This is a genomic window from Bacillus cereus group sp. RP43, assembly GCF_040459645.1.
Taxonomy (GTDB): Bacteria; Bacillota; Bacilli; order Bacillales; family Bacillaceae_G; genus Bacillus_A; species Bacillus_A mycoides_C.
The window spans coordinates 4,269,581-4,288,238 of record NZ_JARVHQ010000001.1; the positions used below are offsets into that span (position 1 = coordinate 4,269,581).

Genomic DNA, 18,658 nt, shown 5'->3' on the forward strand with positions numbered 1-18,658 from the left:
TCTCTTTTATTTATTAACGGAAAGAAGATACGTTGTTACCCATTGCTTCGTAGTAATCTAAAATCCCTTGATAAATAGCTTCTGCTGCACTTTGTCTCTGTTCTGGTGTAGCAATTTTATCAGCATCGCTTTTATTATCTACAAATGCTAATTCTGCTAATACAGCTGGCATTGTATTTTCTCTAGTTACGTATAAGTCCTGATGTTTCGCACCACGATCTTTTGTTCCAAGTGCATTCACAAGACGTTTTTGAATTTTTTCTGCTAATAAACGACTCTCTTCTACATTTGGATTCGTTGCTCTTGCTCGTGCTGAATCATAATATAATGTTTCTGTGCCTTGTCCATTTTTCAAGTCAGAACCATTAGCATGGATACTTACAAAAATATCTCCATTATTTTGCTGTGCAAATTCTACACGTTTTTTTAAAGAATCAGGACCACTTGTTCCTGGACGTGTATCATCTGTACGAGTGAATAACACAGTAAACGGTGTCTTTTTCTCAAATATTTTCTGTAATCGTAATGATACATCTAATACGGTTTTACTTTCTTTCTCATAATAACCAGGGTTCCCCGAATCAATTCCACCATGACCTGGATCAATAATAATCGCTTTACCTTCTAGGAAGTTACCTTGCTTCACTGGGTTTAATTGATTTTTATCCACCCATTGGAAACCAGCCCCCATACGGATACGAATCCAGCTATCTTTTTCTTCAATAACAGTTACTTGTTGTGCTTTATGTGTGCCTGCCACTGTAGACGTATGTGAAGCTTCTTGATATGTAGTGAATTCTTCATTAATAGACTCTGTTTTTTCTTGTGATGGTGTCCACTTCTCACCTTTACTCGTTACAACTTTCAACCAACCGTCCGCTCTTTGCTCTGTCACTTCAATCATTTGTGGCTTATGTTGAACGTCAGTAATACCAGATGATAACGATGCTTGATGATATGTAATAAAGTTTCTATTCATATACATTCTTTTCGATGTATTTGTTTTATTTTTATCTGCCATCGCGATGAACTGAGCTGCTTCAGCACGAGTTACAGTACCATCAGGATTCCAGCCATTTCCTGTACCCATTGAAATCTCTAAAGCTACTAAAATATTAGCTTGTTTCTTACCCCAATGAGGTTCCAAATCATTAAACTGTGTTGGAAGTTCTCCAATAATTTTCTTGTCTAATGAATATGCTTGTACAAGCATAGATGCCATTGATGCACGGTTAATTTGGCTTGATGGATTGAATTTCCCAGTACCATCTCCATTAATTACACCAGCTTTTTCTACCGCAGCAATATATGGTGCTGCCCAATGATCTTGCGAATCTTTAAAAGATGGTTTCGCTTTTGGATCAATTGGTAAGCCAAGAACTGCTGCTAATATTTTTGCAGCTGATCCTTTATCTACTGCTTCAGATGGAGAAAACGTTCCATCTGGTTTTCCATCAAGCGCTTTTTTCCCTACTAAATAGTCAACCGATTCCTGCGCCCATGTAGGAACATCCGAAAACTTCTTCGCTGCTGCGAAACTACTAACTGGAGATGATAATAAACTTGCGGCTAAAATACCAGCCGCGACTGCACGATACTTCATAAAAAATAATACTCCTCTCAAAAATCATTTATAATAACGCGTAATCTTAATATGCAAATCATAATAAATCCGAACAAAAAAAATTAGTGCGCCTCTATCATTCTATAATACTAGAATTCTGTAGTAAACCTACTTTCTTAATATTGTAAAATAAAATACAATTTAAGTAGTTTTTATACACAAAAAAGTGGCTGATTCATAGAATCAACCACCCTCTCACTATTCTACTATCATTTTTGATAACACATATACATAAACAAGTGCTTCTGTATGTGCAATTGAGCTTTCATGCGTACGCTCAAATGCGTGAGAAGAATCAATACCAGCTCCAATTAACGCATGTTTCACATCAAATCCGGCGTGAATCGCAGCTGATGCGTCTGATCCGTAGTATGGATAAATATCCACTTTATATTCAATAGCGTTCGATTTCGCCAGTTCAACTAAATGTTTACGTAAAGCGTAATGGTATGGACCGCTAGAATCTTTCGCACAGATGGATACTGTATATTCATCAGATGTTTGTCCATCACCTAACGCTCCCATATCAACTGCTAAATATTCTACCGTTTCTTCTGGAATATTTGAGTTTCCACCGTACCCAATTTCTTCATTATTAGAAATTAGGAAATGTGTTGTATATGGTAATGTTACCTTTTCATCTTGCAATCTTTTAATTAATTTTAATAGAATTGCTACACTTACTTTATCGTCTAAATGACGTGATTTTATGTATCCACTCTCTGTAATTTGAACGCGTGGATCAAATGAAACGAAGTCTCCTACTTCAATTCCTAACTCACGTACTGCATCTGCTGAAAAGACACGCTCATCAATACGCACTTCAATATTTTTCTCATCGCGCTTCGCTTCCCCTGCATCTTTGTACACATGGACAGAAGTTTGATGCATTAAAATTGTACCTGTATACTTCTTACCGCTTGACGTTTCAATTTCGCAATATTCCCCTTCTACAGAGTTCCAGCGAAATCCGCCAATCATAGATAGACGAAGACGACCGTCAGGCTTAATTTCTTTCACCATTGCACCTAGCGTATCAACGTGTGCAGTTAATAAACGATGCTGCTCATCATTCTTTCCTTTAACCGTTAAAATAAGAGCGCCTTTATTATTACGCTTCGTCTCTACATTCCACTCACTTACATAGTTTTCAATAAAATTAATAATTTTCGCCGTGTTTCCAGATGGACTTGGAATAGAGACAAGCTCTTTAATTAATTCCATCGTTTCTTTTGCATGATGTGCCATTGTCGTTTCCTCCTCATTTTCTCTACTATTTAGTATAGCGAAATTACGATAAAACCTCTACTCATATGGTTTAATTTTCTAAATTATAGTAAAATTTAGTTTAGTGATTGAAAAGGAGATTACAAAAATGAATGTAACGAAAAAACATGTACATATTGCACTTATTTGGTTTTTATCATCATTACTATGTTTACAAGTTTCTTATGCCGTTCACACTACTACTTCTATCGCAATCGGCTGGACATTAACAGCTATCTTTTTAATCGTTAGCCTAATTGCAGGAAAAAAGCACAGCGCTACTAAGTAAGCTGTGCTTTTTCTATAAAACTACTCTTCCGAAACGTCCATCAAATAAATCCCTCTTGTAAATCCGCCGCGCTCTTCTTCTTTTTGCTTGCGAATACGCTCTATATCTTCAATTGTTGCACCTTCTGCGCGCGCTAATGAAACAATAACTTCAAGTGCATCTGCAAGTGAATCTAGCGCATGTTCACGCTCTTTCATCGAAGCAAATTCACGAATTTCTTCTGTACCAATTTTCGCTAACGCTTGTATGTAAGCTTGTCCTGTTAATTTTTGTGCTGTATATGTTTTTCCAGACATCAAAATTTTCTCTGGGACACGATCTCTTACTAATCTGTTATAAGTTGACATCACTTTTCCTCCCACTTTTAATAACACCTAAGCTCTGCTTTATAGAAAAACCACTCTTTTTTCACACAAGCACTTAACATATCAATTCCTGATCCGTGCGCTCTTACTACCGGAAAGAAGTAATGCTCTGGTTCTTCTTTCTTATCGTCGTATAAGGTCCGGTACTCATCAGGAATCGCCTCTTTTTTCACATCCCGTTCTTTCTTCACTTCACCAGAGAAAGCAACAGTTGGATGTCCCTCAAAGAATAATGCAATCCGTACCGCAAGAGATGGTGTACTATGCAAAGCATAATATGTAAGTAAAATAATAACGATAACACCGATAATTTTCTTCATTTATTACTCCTAAAAAAAGTGCCAACACAATTATACTAAAATGTGTTAGCACTTTCTTCCCTTTATCTCGAATTAACGGGCAGTAAAACTAATAATCCGCGGGGGATAAACAAATCCCCGCAGATTAAAGTTTCACTTTATTCCCCTTTAAATACCGGTAAACGTTTTTCTAGAAAAGCAGCAATACCTTCTTTATGGTCCGCTGTTTGTCTCATCGCATATTGACCACGCTTTTCGAGCTGAAGCGTTTGTTCTAAATTAGAACGATTGACTTCACATAAAATTTGTTTCGTTTGAATCATCGCCTTGATTGGTTTTTGTAACCACTCATTAATTTTTTGCTTCACAGCCATTTGGAAATCCTCACCGATTACTTCATCAATTAAACCGATGTCTAATGCTTCTGTTGCCGATAACTTCTTCCCTTCCCAAATGATTTTCTTCGTCATATTTTCACCCACGCGCTTTTGAAGGAAGAAATGACCGCCACCATCTGGAATTAAAGCGATTCCAATAAAGTTCATCGCAATAACTGATGATATATCTGCCATGACATAATCAGCTGTTAATGCAATACTTAATCCAAGTCCAGCAGTTGGTCCATGAATTGCACTAATAACAAGCTTCGGCATCGTATATAACGTCACAACGATTTCAGAAATTGTATTCATGATGCCTTCAAACTTACTTTCATCATTACTTGAAAGCATCGATTTAATATCTCCACCCGCAGAAAAACCACGGCCACTTCCGCATAACACAACAACGTGAACAGAACTTTCCGCCACTTCTTTCAACTTTTGTAATAACTCTTTTAACGTCGGTTCATCTAGTGCATTTAAAACCTCTGGACGATTGACCATAACCGTTGCTACGCGCCCTTCATATTTCACTACAACAGATTCTGTTTTACTTGTTACTTCCATTATATATACCCCTCTTTTCTACATAAAGATTATACTTATATAATTATAGAAAGCATGTTAAAAATCCTTCTTTTTTCTCAATTTTCTGTCTAATTTTCTCGTAATTTGTATATATCTCCGTATAAAACATACAATTTCGTTAAAAAATATAGAAATTAAAGTCGGTTTATCATTGCTTTTCGTCTATTTACCATTGCAATAAAATGGTGTATTCTTAAGTTTGATGCAAAAAAATAAATATTGAAATTCATTCACCTTACTATATTAATAAGGCTTTTATCCCCATCTCTTGGGTATTGAACTAAAGGAATGAAGAAATGGAGGAATATATGGTTAATAAGTTGAAACAAACGGATAACTACTTCCCGCATTTCCTATTGCTATTCATTGTGTTTCAACCAATTTTAGATTTATTAACGTCTTTTTCAATCTATGTATTACACATGAGCGCAACAGTTGGAATCGTAGTCCGTTTCGCCTTTATGCTTCTTGCATTAGGTTATCTACTTCTTCATAGAAATCAACATGGAGCGAAAAAGTACATTCTCTATTTATGCCTACTCGGTATCGTACTAGCAATTGGTCTTGTAAATAATATGATGATTAAATCCCCAGTTTCATTTGGCGAAGAAGTGAAATTTATTTTAAAGAGCATATATCCAATTGTACTACTGTTTGGATATATTATCGTCTTTAAAGAGTTAAAAAATAAAGAATATGCATTTCATAAAATCATTACATATTTCTTATATGCAACTTTAATTTTGAGCATCACACTGATTGTTGCAATGCAATCTGGTACAGATTTCCCAAGCTACCCTCACTCAAAGATCGGTTCAAGAGGTTGGTTCTTTGCTGGAAATGATTTAAGTTCTATTTTTGCAATTATGTTCCCAATCGTAGTGCTCTATTCGATTCATAAAACAACTTCTTTCTCGAAAATCTATTACTGGATTCCAACAATACTTGCGATGTATGCAAGTATTATGGTCGGAACGAAAGTAGGATATGGTGCAATTGTTCTAACGCTTGGCGTGGCACTTTTATTCTCATTCATTGAATATATGATTCATCGCAAAAAAGAAGGTAAAGGGTTCACATATCTCGTAAATACAGTTGTTGCCGCTGTTGTACTAGGAGGTTTAATTGCACTTACACCGCATACTCCTATCGCAAAAAACATGGGCATTCATATGCAAATATACGAATACAAAAAATCAGTACAAGAAGAAAAAGATAGAAAAGAAGGAAAAGTAATTAAAGAAGATCCAGACGCAGAGAAAAAACATGCAAAAGGTGAGCTAACAGACTCTGAGGTCAAAAGTTTAATTTACAGTGATCGCGATAAGTTTTTAAAAGTATACAAACAATACTATAAAGACGCACCACTATCACAAAAATTATTCGGAATGGGCTATGCTGGTAACTATACGGTTAAAATTAAATTAATCGAAATGGACTTCCACGATCTATTCTTTGCATTCGGAATCGTTGGCTTCCTTATTTACTTAATACCACTTCTATACTTCGGTATTAAATTATTCATTCGCATCATAACAAACTTTAAGAAAATAATAACCGTGAAATATATGCTATTAGCTAGCACCGTTGTACTATCACTTGGAATCGGCTTTATGTCCGGCCACGTATTAACAGCGCCGTCCGTTAGTATTTTCTTCGTCGTTATACTCGCTTACTTAATTGTTGATTTAGAGGCGGAATAAAAAAAGCAGCATCCATTTGGATGCTGCTTCTTCTTTTGAAAGTAATACATGAAATTATATTAACGATTTTTTTAATATATCTATCATAACTCAAAATATATCAACGATTTTTCATAAGATATCGATTTACCGACAAAGTTTGATAAAGCAGTAATCTACAAAAAAAGACTAGATCACATTATGATCTAGCCTTTTACAATCCCCCTATTGAAAAGACGCATAAATCTCCTCCAACACCTCATCAATATTATCCTTCGTAATGACAATACCGAAATCTTTCGGGACGTTGCCATCTTCTTCATTCACAACTTTATGCGCAATCAACTTTCCAACTTCCGGTCTAAAATGATGCCCATCCATATAGTTATCTAAATTCGTTGTAACGGAATTAAGATACATGAAATGGTGAACTTCTCCAAATACATCTACAGCGTCATGAAGCCATCTTTTATAATCTTCCCATCGCCCTGATTGAATCATCGTACGGAACAGAGGCTCTGAAACAGGCGTTGTAAAAATATAAAACTTCGTGTTCGGATTATGAGCCTTTACTGTTCCTAATATTTCTTTCATATTTTGATACTCATAATTCCCGCCGTAAATCTCTTTACTAAACTTATCTACTTGCGCCGCTATTTGCGCATCACGTTCTTCTTTCGTATAATCGCGCATCGATTTTATATTCTCTCGATTGTACCGGTCAAGATTCGTACTATGATGAGTGGAATTTGCAATTGTATTCTTTGAATAAGTAATCCCGTCCATACTTACATACGATTTGACCGGATACAATAAACTTTGCGCCTGATTAATATACGCTTCTGGTTTATCAAAACCAATTTCCCTATTTTTGTTCGTTCCAAGGAAATCTAAACCAAGTACAATAGACTCGAGTTCACTACCTTTTTGTTCTTTTGCATATTCAATATATGCATCATATTCACGCGGGTCTGTACTACTTACCGCATAATTAAATGCGTTTAACCCGGTGAAGTCATTCTCGTTAATAAAAGTCGTTCTACTACTTCCAAGTATAACTCCATCATATGTAAACGGACGGTATGTTATATAATTCGTTTTCTGTTGTCTCTCGTTAAACCCGTACTGCACATCATTCCACTTATTTTTATGTGGGAATAACCAAAGAGAATCTATATAGCTATTAAATATCCCGACACCTGCCAGAGGAACAAAAACACATACAAAAACGAAAATAAGCCAATGTTTGTTTTTCATATTCTCCACCTAGAAATTAAAGTATAAAAACTCACTAATACTCGTTAAATGTAACACGCTATATACGAGTAATACTGCAGTAAATAAAGCAGTCCATACATTCGGACGGAATGAATCTTTTAACTGAATTGAATTTTTTAAGAAGAAACTAATACATAACGCTCCGAAAATATACGCTACCATTTTCGGATCTAATAAAGAGACATGGTACCCTTCTGTAAATGAAACACCGTACTCTTTTAAAAATTGCAGCTTCTCTATTATAAATGCCGGGAATACACTATTTGCTAATTCGATTCCATTTAGTCCGAACATTCCTTTTAACACTTTCACCGCATCATGCATAGATGTTGCCCTAAAGAATACCCACGTTATATTAATGAAGAAAAACGTAACGAACCAACCAGCAAAGGCCGGCATGCGCCCTCCCGCTTTACTCCATAAGCGATGAATAACAGAAGCTAAACCGTGCAGAAATCCCCAAAAAATAAATGTCCAACCAGCTCCATGCCAAAGTCCACTTATTAAAAATACAATCATAATATTTACGTATGTACGCGTAATCCCTTTTCGATTTCCTCCTAGAGAAATGTATACGTACTTCGTTAAAAACTGGCTAAGCGTCATATGCCAACGATGCCAAAAATCTTGTATATTCACTGCTTTATACGGTGAATTAAAGTTTTGCGGTAATTTAATATTAAACATTAAAGCGATTCCAATTGCCATATCACTATATCCACTAAAATCAAAATACAATTGGAACGTAAACGCTAACGACGAAAGCCATGCTTCAACAAATGTTAATGATTGCTGCACATCAAACCCTTCATGTACAAGGGGAGATAATACATCTGCAATACCTACCTTTTTGAAAATACCAACTGCAAATACGAATATACCAAGAACGATATACTTCGATTGCCAGCGCTTTTTACTATCGTCAGCAAACTGCGGCATAATTTGCGCATGATGCACAATCGGCCCTGCAATAAGCTGCGGAAAAAACGTTACAAACAATGCGTAATCAAGAAAATGACATGCCTTCGTTTCACCACGATACGTATCTACTAAAAATGCGATCTTTTGAAACGTATAGAAACTAATCGCAAGTGGTAACGTTAAAGATAATAATGTAAACTGAGTTCCAAATAACGAATTCACATTTTGTAAGAAGAAATCATAATACTTGAAATAACTAAGCATTCCTATATTAAATATTAATCCTACTGTTAAAAGAAGTTTACTCTTATGTTTTACGAGCCTCATTCCGATAAAGTAGTTCACAATGAGCGACACTAACATAAGCGGTAAATATTTCACATTCCAATAACTATAGAAAAATAAAGAGGCCGCAACGAGCCAAGCTTTCGCTAATGTAGCATGTCCAAATTTATTTAATAGAAAATATAAAAGAAATGCTATCGGTAAAAATAAAAAAATAAACTCAAATGAGTTAAATAACACACCATCTCTTCCCTTCCAAACAAATCACACCTTATTCATCTTATCTTATCCAAATAGTGAGTGTCAAAAGGATTCCGCTCCCCTTTTCTTCTATTATATATATTAATCATTTTAATCGAATTATTAACATGATAAAATATTAAAGGCGCTTTTATACAAAAAAATATATAATAGAAATGTCGGTTTTTTGCACGAAATGTATTTTTGAAAAAGTGAGGAGAGTTCTTTGGTATTTAGTAGTTCTATTTTCTTGTTTATCTTTTTACCTCTCGTATTATTTTTCTATTTTATAGTGCGTGCCGAGCTTCGTAATTTCGTATTACTTGCATTTAGTTTAATTTTCTATGCATGGGGAGAACCACGATTCGTCCTCTTAATGCTCTTTTCTATTCTTTTAAACTACTGCTTCGGTCTACTCGTGCATCATTATGATAAACGAAAAAATATGAAAGTCACATTTTTAATTATGGCTGTGGTCGGAAATATTTTATTACTTTCTTATTTTAAATATATTTCCTTTTTCACAGATATTTTGAATCAGCTATTACACTTATCTATTCATGTGGAACCTATTCCACTACCAATTGGAATTTCATTCTATACGTTCCAAGCGATGTCATACGTCATCGATATATACCGTAAAGATGGCGCAGTTCAAAAGAATCCACTTAACTTAGCGTTATATATATCAATTTTCCCGCAGCTTATTGCCGGACCAATCGTTCGTTACAATATCGTTGCTGATCAAATTAAAACGCGCATCCATTCTTTTGAACGATTTACAGAAGGTCTCCAAATTTTCATTCTAGGATTAGCGAAAAAAATATTGATCGCCAATCAAGTCGGACTTGTCGCAGATAAAATCTTTGCCTTACCGCCGTCTGAAATGAGTGTTGGAACAGCTTGGATCGGTATTATCGCCTATACACTTCAAATCTATTTCGATTTCTCAGGATACTCTGATATGGCAATTGGACTTGGAAAAATGTTCGGATTTGATTTCCCGAAAAACTTCAATTATCCGTACATCTCGAAATCCATTTCAGAATTTTGGAGAAGATGGCATATTACACTAGGCTCTTGGTTCCGCGACTATATATACATTCCGCTTGGTGGAAACCGTGTTTCCAAACTAGCAAATTACCGTAATCTCTTCATCGTATGGGTATTAACCGGTTTATGGCACGGAGCAAGCTGGACATTTATCGCCTGGGGATTATATTATGGCCTTATTATCTCGATTGAAAAAGCTGGATTCGAGAAAATATTAAATAAGCTATGGAAGCCGCTGCAACATGCATATGTACTAATCATCGTTATGATTGGTTGGGTCTTCTTCCGAGCTGATAACTTCGCATACTCGTTCCAATATTTAAAAGCGATGTTTGGCATAGAGAGGCAATCTTTCATCGATGACAACACAATGCTATATATACATGAATACATTGTCATATTTATCATTGCCTTTATCGCAGCGACACCAATTTTAAAACGTATTAAAAACATATTAGAACTTGCGCCAAAAACGTATACGTTCGGGATGCAAGTTGTACGTCCTATATTATTACTAACATTATTTACGGTTTCGATTATGTATTTAATCAATTCGACGTATAATCCATTTATTTACTTCAGGTTTTAACTTATCCCGCTATTTGCCGGGCAGTAAGACCCCCACCTCAAAATTCAGCGAAAGCAAAGAAGTTAGGTTGGGATCGGGCTGCCCGTAAAAGCCCGATTGGTTAAGGCTGATAATCAGCGGGGGATGAACAAACCCCCCACTGATTAAAGTTTCACTTTATGTAGGAAGGAAAAGTTATTATGAAAAAATTGGGGAACATCGTCCTAGTTATCGGTTTTCTCACCATTATCTTTTCATTTGGCATATTATCGCTTCTCAAAACTGACCGAGCAGTTTCGCCCGTTGAAAATCGTCCGCTCGCTCAAAAACCAGCTCTTACAAAAGAAACTGTCTTAAATGGTAGCTTCTTTAAAGACTTTGAGACATATACAAACGATCAATTAATCGGCAGAGATGAGCTCATTAAAATCTATACACTTGCTCAAATTAAAATGGACAAATCTCTCATTAACGATATTATTCTAACTGATGATAAATGGCTTCTAAAAAACCCAGCTTGGACTACAAAATATAATGAAATCGACCAATCAATGCCAGCTGTAAACGACTTATCTCAGTTTTTAAAAGAACAAAACATTGAGTTTTACTTTGCCTTACCACCGTCCAAAACGAATGCATTATCATTTAAATTACCTTCTCATATTCACACATATGCACAGGAAAATTTAAATTATTTTCTAAATAAACTTCCAGCGGACGTAAAGCCAATTAAACTCATGGAACATTTTAAGAAAAACTATACAAATGAAGAAATACAAAGTATGTACTTCAAAACAGACCATCACTGGAATATGGATGGTGCCTTCTTAGGCTATCAATATATAATGAGCACAATCGCGCAACAATCTTCTATATATACAGGAAAAGAAATAAAAAAAGAAGATTACACTCGTACGTGCGCTCCAAATAAACATCTAGTCGGAAGCTTTAACAACCAGTTATATCAACTAATCGATGCGACTGGAGAAAAACTATGCTACTACCCGCCGAAAGACGGCTTCAACTTTACGAGCGTAGCTGCAAAAGATGTAAATGGTACAGTATATCGCACATTAGATGAACTATATGGCGTAGAAAAACAAAAAGACACAACATCATACGCCGGCTATTACACAAACGACTATCCAGAAATCGTCATCGAAAATAACAACGCACCAAATGATGTACGAGCTTTAGTCCTAAAAGACTCATTCGCAAACGCAATTGTGCCTCACTTAGCACAAAGCTTCAAACACACATCCATCCTCGACCTTCGTCACTATCACGAAAAGGATGTATATCAATACATTAAAGACAACAACATTAACATGGTATTGTTTGTGTATAGTGATTCGAATTTGAGCGGTGAGATGTTTAAGTTTAAGAAATAATTATTAAAAAATAGGTCCCTTTAGAATCCTCTAAAGAGACCTATTTTTTTCGAAACAAAAAACAATCCCCATGTCATTATGACATGGGGATTGCAAATCTAATTATTAGATTTCTTCTTTAATAACGTTGATTGTTACAGCTTTTGTACCATACTCAGTAGTTGGTGCAAGTCTGTCTTTCACAACTTTAAAGATTACTGTACCATTATCTCCAAACGCAGTTGTTACACCCTTGAAGACGTCATTCTTCTTATCAGCAGTTTCGTCAGTTAAGAATTTGAATAAGTCATTTCCTTCTTTAGAAACTGTATCATTTGATTTAACAGCTGTTACATAACCAAGCGCAACATCGTTACCGTCAAATGTAGCATTGTCGTTACGATCTAGGTAAACTTTACCTTGCTCTGTACCTTCAGCATCAACGATACGTACTTTATGTTCTGTTGAGATGTTTAATTTGATGCCATTTAAAACATCATCTTTATCACTCTTCACAACGTCTAGTACTCTGTCGATATTAACTTTGCGGTTTTCGAATTGCTCAGCCTCTACATCTTTAAATTTAACAGATGTAATTTGGATGTTTTCTTGTGTAACAGTAATTGTTGCGTGTCCAGCTGTAGCGCCATCTTTAGTTAAGATAACATCTGTAACACCTGCTTTTTTACCTGTTACTTTTAATGTTTTTCCTTCAATTTTAGCTGAAGCGATATTCTCATTACCTACTCTGAATTCATATCCTGCTAAATCAGCTGCATCAGCATATACGCCTTCTGTAGTGTAATTAGATAATTGATAGTTTACTGTACTTCCAGCACCAATTGTAGTATCAGCAGCTTCACCTTTTTGACCAGCTTTAGAAACAAGCTCTAAGCGTGGAGCTTCATGACCGATGTTGCTCTTCGTAACTTCAACATGAAGTGATCCGTAACCTTCACCACTTGCATTTGGATTTTGGAAGTGGATTGTACCAGCTCCAACTTTTGCACCTTTAACTTGAATAGAAGATGTACCGATAGAACCTTCATTTGTTGTAGTAACATCTAATTCAGTTACAGCGCCTGTTTGTGGGAATACTTCTTTAATAGCACCAGTATTCGCACCAAATGGATCGCCGTATTGGTCAGTCGTTACGAATGTTACTGGTAACGATTTACCATCTACAACTTTTAATTGATCTGGGTTAGCTTTTACAGTTGTAAGTTTACGAGTATCCGTTTTTACAACGAAATCAAATGATTTTGTTACATCGCCCACTTTAACAGTAATTGTTGCAGAACCAGCTGCTTCTGCTTTAATTTCACCGTTTTTAACAGAGATAACACCTGGGTTAGATGATTTTAAGCTAATCGCGCTAGGATCAACAACTTTGTTCTCTTTGTTAATTTGAGCAACCACTTTATGGATACCAGCTTTTTCACCAGCAACTAATGTTTTGCTGTTTAATGTGAAGTCTGTTCCACTTAAAGCTTTAGCGTAATTTACACCAGCTTTATCTGTATCTACCGCAAATACAACATCTTTAATTGCCGTTGCTTCTGCATCAAGGTTTTTCACTTCAATGATACCAGTGTTAGAAACTGTGATGCCGCCACGTTTTGTAACTTGTACTTCAACTTTGTATTTACCTTCTTCGATACCAACTGCTAATTTACCAGTTTTTGACTCTGCAGTACCACCTTCAAAGATATTTGCTGGAGTACCATCTAAATTATTCGCAACAAATTTCACATCATGACCAGCGATATCTAAATACTCGATATCAGCATTGCCTTTTTCTTCATTTAATTTGAAGACAACTGCTTGATCTGCACGATCGTCATCGAATGTAAGTTGTTCTACGCGTAATTTTTTCACTTCGTATACATATTTCACAATAAATGAGTTGCCTTTTACTTTAACAGGAAGCTCTTTATTTGGAGCGATTTTTCCGCTTAACGTTACAACTGCAGATTTTCCATCTTTACTTGCTTCAAGTGCGATCGCTTTATTTCCTTCAAGCGTAACATCTTCAGCAGTTAGATTGTTTAATCCTGTACCAGTTAACGTTAATTGTGTTGGCTCAGTAGCAGTAACGTTTGTTACGTTCGCAACACTGTTATCTGGTTTTGCGAATTTTTTATCTGTTACTGCGATAAATTGAGCTGCTTCTGCACGAGATACAGATTTATTTGGCTCCCATTTGCCGCCAATACCTGCAGAGATTCCAAGATTAATTAGGATGTTTGCTTTTTCTTCACCCCAATGTCCTCTTAAATCATCAAATGTTGTAACTAATGTGCCATCTACTTTTTCTTTTAAGTTATAAGCACCTACTAGCATAGATGCGAAAGAAGCACGGTCGATTTTCCCTTCTGGATAGAAGTTATCTTTACCGTCACCTTTAACGATACCTGCTTTTTCAACTGCTGCAATATATTTAGCAGCCCATGTATTTTTAGCATCTTTGAAAGATGGCTGAGCGTTTTCATCAACTGGTAATCCTAAAATTTGAGTGAAAATTACAGCTGCAGAAGAGCGATCAATCGCTTCATTTGGGCCATATGTGCCGTCTGGCTTACCTTTAATTGCGCCTTTTTCTACTAAGTAATTAATAGAATCTAATGCCCAATGATCAGCTGGAACGTCCGGGAATGATTTACCTGCTGCTGCTACTGGAGATACAACTCCTGCTACCATTGCTGCTGTCATTGTACCTGCGATTACTTTTTTGTAAGAGTTAGTCTTTGCCATTTTATTATTTTCCTCCTTCAGGACTATGTGCTACTAGTTTCATATCATATGTAATTTGAAAACTAGTTACTTAAAAACCCATAAAACAATAAAAATACAAAATATCATGCGTAAAGTAGTTCACATAATAAAACGATACAAACCGTTAAATGTAAATATAAGGTTTAAATACCATTTTTTGAAACAAGTTCATCATACTATACAAAACTATTCGTTATCAAGAACTTTCTCAAAAGAAGATTCGACACATTCTGATAATTCAGTCTTTTAATTGTGTTATTAAGATATTAATAATACTAAAATATAGAAATGAACAAACTTTTTTCCTATAAAACTACTCTCACTGCGCTTCGTATATTTTTCATATCAAATACACAATTGGAATTATAGCACATATTTCCACTTCATCACCTAAATGTTTTTTACAATAAATACAATTTTCAGACTATATTCGACTGGAATTATTGTGATTCGACATTTTTTTCTTCTTTTCGAATGTTTTTTTAACGAAAAAAGGTGTGAATTTACAAAAGATTTACATATTAATGGGGTGTTTTTCTATTTTTGAAAACGTTGTCATTTTATTTCTCAATAAACTAACTATCAATCTTCAAAATATGCTCGCTTTTTCAAAGATCGTTTTATATGAAAATTAGACCATAAAAAAAGAGCCCACATAATGTGGACTCTTTCTATTGAAATGAATTTCAATTAGCGAGTTGCTGTTACTGTTTTGAAAGCAACAAGTTTGTTTCCTTCAAGGTCAATTGTATTTAAAGTTGCGTTATCTTTAAGTTCTTTTGCTTTAACTGTTACTGTACCAGTTGCTAAGTTAACATCTGTTGGAGCTGTTACTTTAAGTACTACTTCTTTAGCTGCTTTGTCTTCAGCTTTTGCTACTGTTAACGCTACACCATTTAGGTCAATAACAAAGTCAGTTGCATCAACGTTCACAGCTTCAGAGAATGTTAAAGTAATTTCTTTAGCGTCAACTTTTGTAATTTTAGCTGCTTTAAATTCAGGAGCTTTTGTGTCTTTAACATCTAATAATAGGTTTGTTGTACCCATTTTTACTCCGTCTTTGTTTGCAACGTTAGCTGCTGTGAATTTAACTGTTTCTGATTTTTCGAAAGTAAATGTTTCTGGTAATTCAATTGTTACTGATTTACCATCAGCATTAATAAGAATTAAAGCACCTTCTGGTAATTTAGCACCAGCTAATGTGTAGTTGTTTACATTAGAAGCTGAATCCGCGCCTTGACCACCTTTTACTTCTTTATCAAATGTTACTGTAAGTTTGTTTTTGCTACCATCAACAAATTTAACATCAGTTGCTTTTGGTGCAACTTCGTCTTTTTTACCTTCTTCTTTTTTCTCTACAACTGTTACTTCTTTATTGAATGCTGCAGATTCATTACCAGCTGTATCTTTTACAAAACCTTTTGTAGCAGCTACTTTGTAGTTACCTTTTGCTGGGAATGTTAATGTGATACCTTTTTTATTATCTTTAGCTGCTGTAACAATTACATCAGCAGTTACATCTTTACTTGTATCTAAGTTGATTACACGAAGTTTTCCTTCTTGTGCAGTTACTTCTTTATCAAAAGTGAATGTAGCTGCTTTGTCTTGATCAGCTTCAACTTTTACGAAGTTAGGAGCTACAACATCTTTTGCAACTTTTACTTCTTTAGATACTTTAGTACCTACATTGTTAGCTAAATCTTTGTAACCAACAAACTCAACAGTAAGGTTTGCAGCCGTTTCTTTATTTACAAGAGCACCTGGTACTGTAACTGTTGCTTTTGTTTTATCTTGATCAAGAGCGATTGTAGCACCTGCCACTGCCTCTTTACCTTTTTTAACTACTACAGAACCCGCTGCTGAAAGCTCTTCTGAGAATGCAACTTCTAATGTCGCTTTGCCTTCACTGTCGATATCTTTAACTTTAACATCTTTAACTTCTGGAGCTGTAACATCTTTTTCTACTTTGTAAGTAGCTTTACCTTCGTACATTTCCATTGCGTTACCTGATAAATCTTGAGCACCCGTTACGATAACTGAGAATTCTTTACCGTTCTCAAGGTTTAAAGTGTTAGTAGAAGTGAAAGTATTATTTTCAACTTTTCCGTCTACTTTTTGACCATTAACGATTACAGTTACAGCTTTTGCTGTATCTAATTTTTCACTAAATACTACTTTAACTTTTCCGTCTGGAGTAGATACTGTAGATACAGTTGGAGCTACTTCGTCATTAAAGAAGATAACTTCTAATGCTTTTGGAATTTCTTTACCATCAGCAGCTTTTAAGCCTTCAACAGTTAGAACGTAAGCTTCTTTATTTTTAAATTTTGCATCTCCATCTAAAGTTACGATTACAGATTTTTTATCTTCACCGATTTTTGTAGTAACTGCTGTTGCGTTAGTTCCTTGAGAAAGAGTGAATTTCGCGTTCTTCACATCTTCTTCTTTCACTGTAGCGCCAAGTTTAACTTCGATCTCTTTAGCATTGATTGCTTTAATAGACTCAACTTTAGCTTCTTCTTTTTGTCCGAACTGCTTGTCAGTCTTAGCAATGAATTGAGCTGCTTCTGCTTTAGTTACAGTTTTCGTTGGCTCCCAAGTAGTAGCTGTAGTACCTGCAGAGATTCCTAATTCAACTAGGATGTTAGCTTTTGCTTTACCCCAGCTATCTTCTAAGTCTTTGAATTTAGTTTCTGGAGTACCAGTTACTTTAGTATCTAATTTGTAAGCTTCTACAAGCATAGATGCCATTGAAACGCGGTCCATTTTTCCGTTTGGATCAAATGTGCCGTTACCTTTACCTTTAACTACACCAGCTTTTTCTACAGCCGCGATGTATTTTACAGCCCAGCCCTCTTGAGCGTCAGTGTAAGATGGTTTAGCGTTCTCTTCGATTGGTAAGTTTAAGATTTGAGCCATCATTGTAGCTGCTTCTGCACGAGTTAATTCTTTTCCAGGCTCGAACATTCCTGTGTCAGTACCTTTGATTGCGCCTTTTTCTACTAAGTAGTTAATAGAATCGATTCCCCAGTGATCAGCTGGAACGTCTGGGAATGTTTTACCTGCTGCTGCTACTGGAGATACAACACCTGCTACCATTGCTGCTGTCATTGTACCAGCGATTAATTTTTTGTAAGAGTTAGTCTTTGCCATTTTATATATTTCCTCCTTCAGGAATGTAATACTAGTTCCATAATGTTTTAAATAGATATTCTATTTAATGTTGAAACTAGTAAATATAAATGTAGTTAAGATCCTATATATAGAAATGATTCCACAATATAGAATAATAAACATATTACACCGTTTTTACTCAAATTTAAATCCTTAAATTCGACAAAAAAGTGAATTTTCGTAATTCTAATGTTCATTTTTTTCGACTTTTAATTTAAATAACCCGATTATAAAATCAGAATATTTTAAATGTACAAAACAATGCATCAGAACTACATTTGTACAATATTTATATAACCATTTACAACTATAGCAGAAAAACGTTTGCAATTTCAATATCTAACTATGAAGATATTACGACATAAATCGACACTATACTTCTATAAGTTTCGACATTATTCTTAAATTCATTTTTTTGAACAAAAACCACCTAGTGATCCAAGGTTTTTTGTATAAAACGCATTATATCAATATTCTTTATATGCTAATGTTATGATTTTA

Annotated in this window: 13 protein-coding genes; 4 read left to right on the forward strand and 9 right to left on the reverse strand. The window is 35.2% G+C overall.

What is annotated here, in order from left to right:
• Positions 1-13: 13 nt before the first annotated feature.
• Both QCI75_RS22290 and QCI75_RS22295 read right to left on the reverse strand, forming a co-directional pair.
• Positions 14-1,603, reverse strand: coding sequence for an N-acetylmuramoyl-L-alanine amidase (locus QCI75_RS22290; protein WP_144506993.1), 1,590 nt, complete (start codon positions 1,601-1,603; stop codon positions 14-16).
• Positions 1,604-1,822: 219 nt separating this feature from the next.
• Positions 1,823-2,872, reverse strand: a complete 1,050-nt coding sequence (locus tag QCI75_RS22295) for a M42 family metallopeptidase (protein ID WP_144506992.1) — start codon at positions 2,870-2,872, stop codon at positions 1,823-1,825.
• A gap of 127 nt (positions 2,873-2,999) precedes the next feature.
• On the opposite strand from QCI75_RS22295, the gene QCI75_RS22300 reads away from it, so the two are divergent.
• Positions 3,000-3,179, forward strand: a complete 180-nt coding sequence (locus tag QCI75_RS22300) for a hypothetical protein (RefSeq protein WP_144506991.1) — start codon at positions 3,000-3,002, stop codon at positions 3,177-3,179.
• A gap of 20 nt (positions 3,180-3,199) precedes the next feature.
• Here the strand turns inward: QCI75_RS22300 and QCI75_RS22305 are convergent, their stop codons facing one another.
• The 3 genes from QCI75_RS22305 to QCI75_RS22315 form a co-directional block, all read right to left on the reverse strand.
• Complete coding sequence (locus tag QCI75_RS22305) at positions 3,200-3,526, reverse strand: nucleoside triphosphate pyrophosphohydrolase (protein WP_002159106.1); 327 nt, start codon at positions 3,524-3,526, stop codon at positions 3,200-3,202.
• Positions 3,527-3,543: 17 nt separating this feature from the next.
• Positions 3,544-3,864: a hypothetical protein gene (locus QCI75_RS22310; RefSeq protein ID WP_353761198.1), complete on the reverse strand. Its 321-nt coding sequence runs from the start codon at positions 3,862-3,864 to the stop codon at positions 3,544-3,546.
• A 137-nt stretch (positions 3,865-4,001) separates the two neighbouring features.
• Positions 4,002-4,790, reverse strand: a complete 789-nt coding sequence (locus QCI75_RS22315; RefSeq protein ID WP_353761200.1) for an enoyl-CoA hydratase — start codon at positions 4,788-4,790, stop codon at positions 4,002-4,004.
• A 329-nt stretch (positions 4,791-5,119) separates the two neighbouring features.
• Here QCI75_RS22315 and QCI75_RS22320 point away from each other — a divergent pair, with 329 nt between their 5' ends.
• The gene (locus QCI75_RS22320; protein WP_353761201.1) at positions 5,120-6,514 is read left to right on the forward strand and encodes an O-antigen ligase family protein; all 1,395 of its coding nucleotides are present in this window, start codon (positions 5,120-5,122) and stop codon (positions 6,512-6,514) included.
• A 204-nt stretch (positions 6,515-6,718) separates the two neighbouring features.
• Here QCI75_RS22320 and QCI75_RS22325 read toward each other — a convergent pair whose 3' ends face one another.
• Entirely contained in the window at positions 6,719-7,750 is a 1,032-nt protein-coding gene (locus tag QCI75_RS22325; RefSeq protein ID WP_353761202.1) for a hypothetical protein, read from the reverse strand.
• A 9-nt stretch (positions 7,751-7,759) separates the two neighbouring features.
• A complete protein-coding gene (locus tag QCI75_RS22330) occupies positions 7,760-9,217 on the reverse strand; it encodes an MBOAT family O-acyltransferase (RefSeq protein WP_144506986.1) in 1,458 nt (485 codons plus the stop codon).
• A 226-nt stretch (positions 9,218-9,443) separates the two neighbouring features.
• Here QCI75_RS22330 and QCI75_RS22335 point away from each other — a divergent pair, with 226 nt between their 5' ends.
• On the forward strand, positions 9,444-10,859 hold the full coding sequence (locus tag QCI75_RS22335) for an MBOAT family O-acyltransferase (RefSeq protein ID WP_353761203.1): 1,416 nt from the start codon (positions 9,444-9,446) through the stop codon (positions 10,857-10,859).
• Between the two features lie 179 nt (positions 10,860-11,038).
• Positions 11,039-12,229, forward strand: a complete 1,191-nt coding sequence (gene patB1, locus QCI75_RS22340) for a secondary cell wall polysaccharide O-acetyltransferase PatB1 (RefSeq protein WP_353761204.1) — start codon at positions 11,039-11,041, stop codon at positions 12,227-12,229.
• Positions 12,230-12,334: 105 nt separating this feature from the next.
• Here patB1 and QCI75_RS22345 read toward each other — a convergent pair whose 3' ends face one another.
• Positions 12,335-14,962, reverse strand: coding sequence for an S-layer homology domain-containing protein (locus QCI75_RS22345; protein WP_353761205.1), 2,628 nt, complete (start codon positions 14,960-14,962; stop codon positions 12,335-12,337).
• 711 nt (positions 14,963-15,673) lie between these two features.
• On the reverse strand, positions 15,674-18,136 hold the full coding sequence (locus QCI75_RS22350; protein ID WP_353761206.1) for an S-layer homology domain-containing protein: 2,463 nt from the start codon (positions 18,134-18,136) through the stop codon (positions 15,674-15,676).
• Between the last annotated feature and the right edge of the window lie 522 nt (positions 18,137-18,658).

Excerpts from the sequence above, each read along its gene's own strand:
- QCI75_RS22290 (WP_144506993.1), bottom strand. The coding sequence starts at position 1,603 with ATGAAGTATCGTGCAGTCGCGGCTGGTATTTTAGCCGCAAGTTTATTA.
- QCI75_RS22295 (WP_144506992.1), bottom strand. The coding sequence starts at position 2,872 with ATGGCACATCATGCAAAAGAAACGATGGAATTAATTAAAGAGCTTGTC.
- QCI75_RS22300 (WP_144506991.1), top strand. The coding sequence starts at position 3,000 with ATGAATGTAACGAAAAAACATGTACATATTGCACTTATTTGGTTTTTA.
- QCI75_RS22305 (WP_002159106.1), bottom strand. The coding sequence starts at position 3,526 with ATGTCAACTTATAACAGATTAGTAAGAGATCGTGTCCCAGAGAAAATT.
- QCI75_RS22310 (WP_353761198.1), bottom strand. The coding sequence starts at position 3,864 with ATGAAGAAAATTATCGGTGTTATCGTTATTATTTTACTTACATATTAT.
- QCI75_RS22315 (WP_353761200.1), bottom strand. The coding sequence starts at position 4,790 with ATGGAAGTAACAAGTAAAACAGAATCTGTTGTAGTGAAATATGAAGGG.
- QCI75_RS22320 (WP_353761201.1), top strand. The coding sequence starts at position 5,120 with ATGGTTAATAAGTTGAAACAAACGGATAACTACTTCCCGCATTTCCTA.
- QCI75_RS22325 (WP_353761202.1), bottom strand. The coding sequence starts at position 7,750 with ATGAAAAACAAACATTGGCTTATTTTCGTTTTTGTATGTGTTTTTGTT.
- patB1 (WP_353761204.1), top strand. The coding sequence starts at position 11,039 with ATGAAAAAATTGGGGAACATCGTCCTAGTTATCGGTTTTCTCACCATT.
- QCI75_RS22345 (WP_353761205.1), bottom strand. The coding sequence starts at position 14,962 with ATGGCAAAGACTAACTCTTACAAAAAAGTAATCGCAGGTACAATGACA.
- QCI75_RS22350 (WP_353761206.1), bottom strand. The coding sequence starts at position 18,136 with ATGGCAAAGACTAACTCTTACAAAAAATTAATCGCTGGTACAATGACA.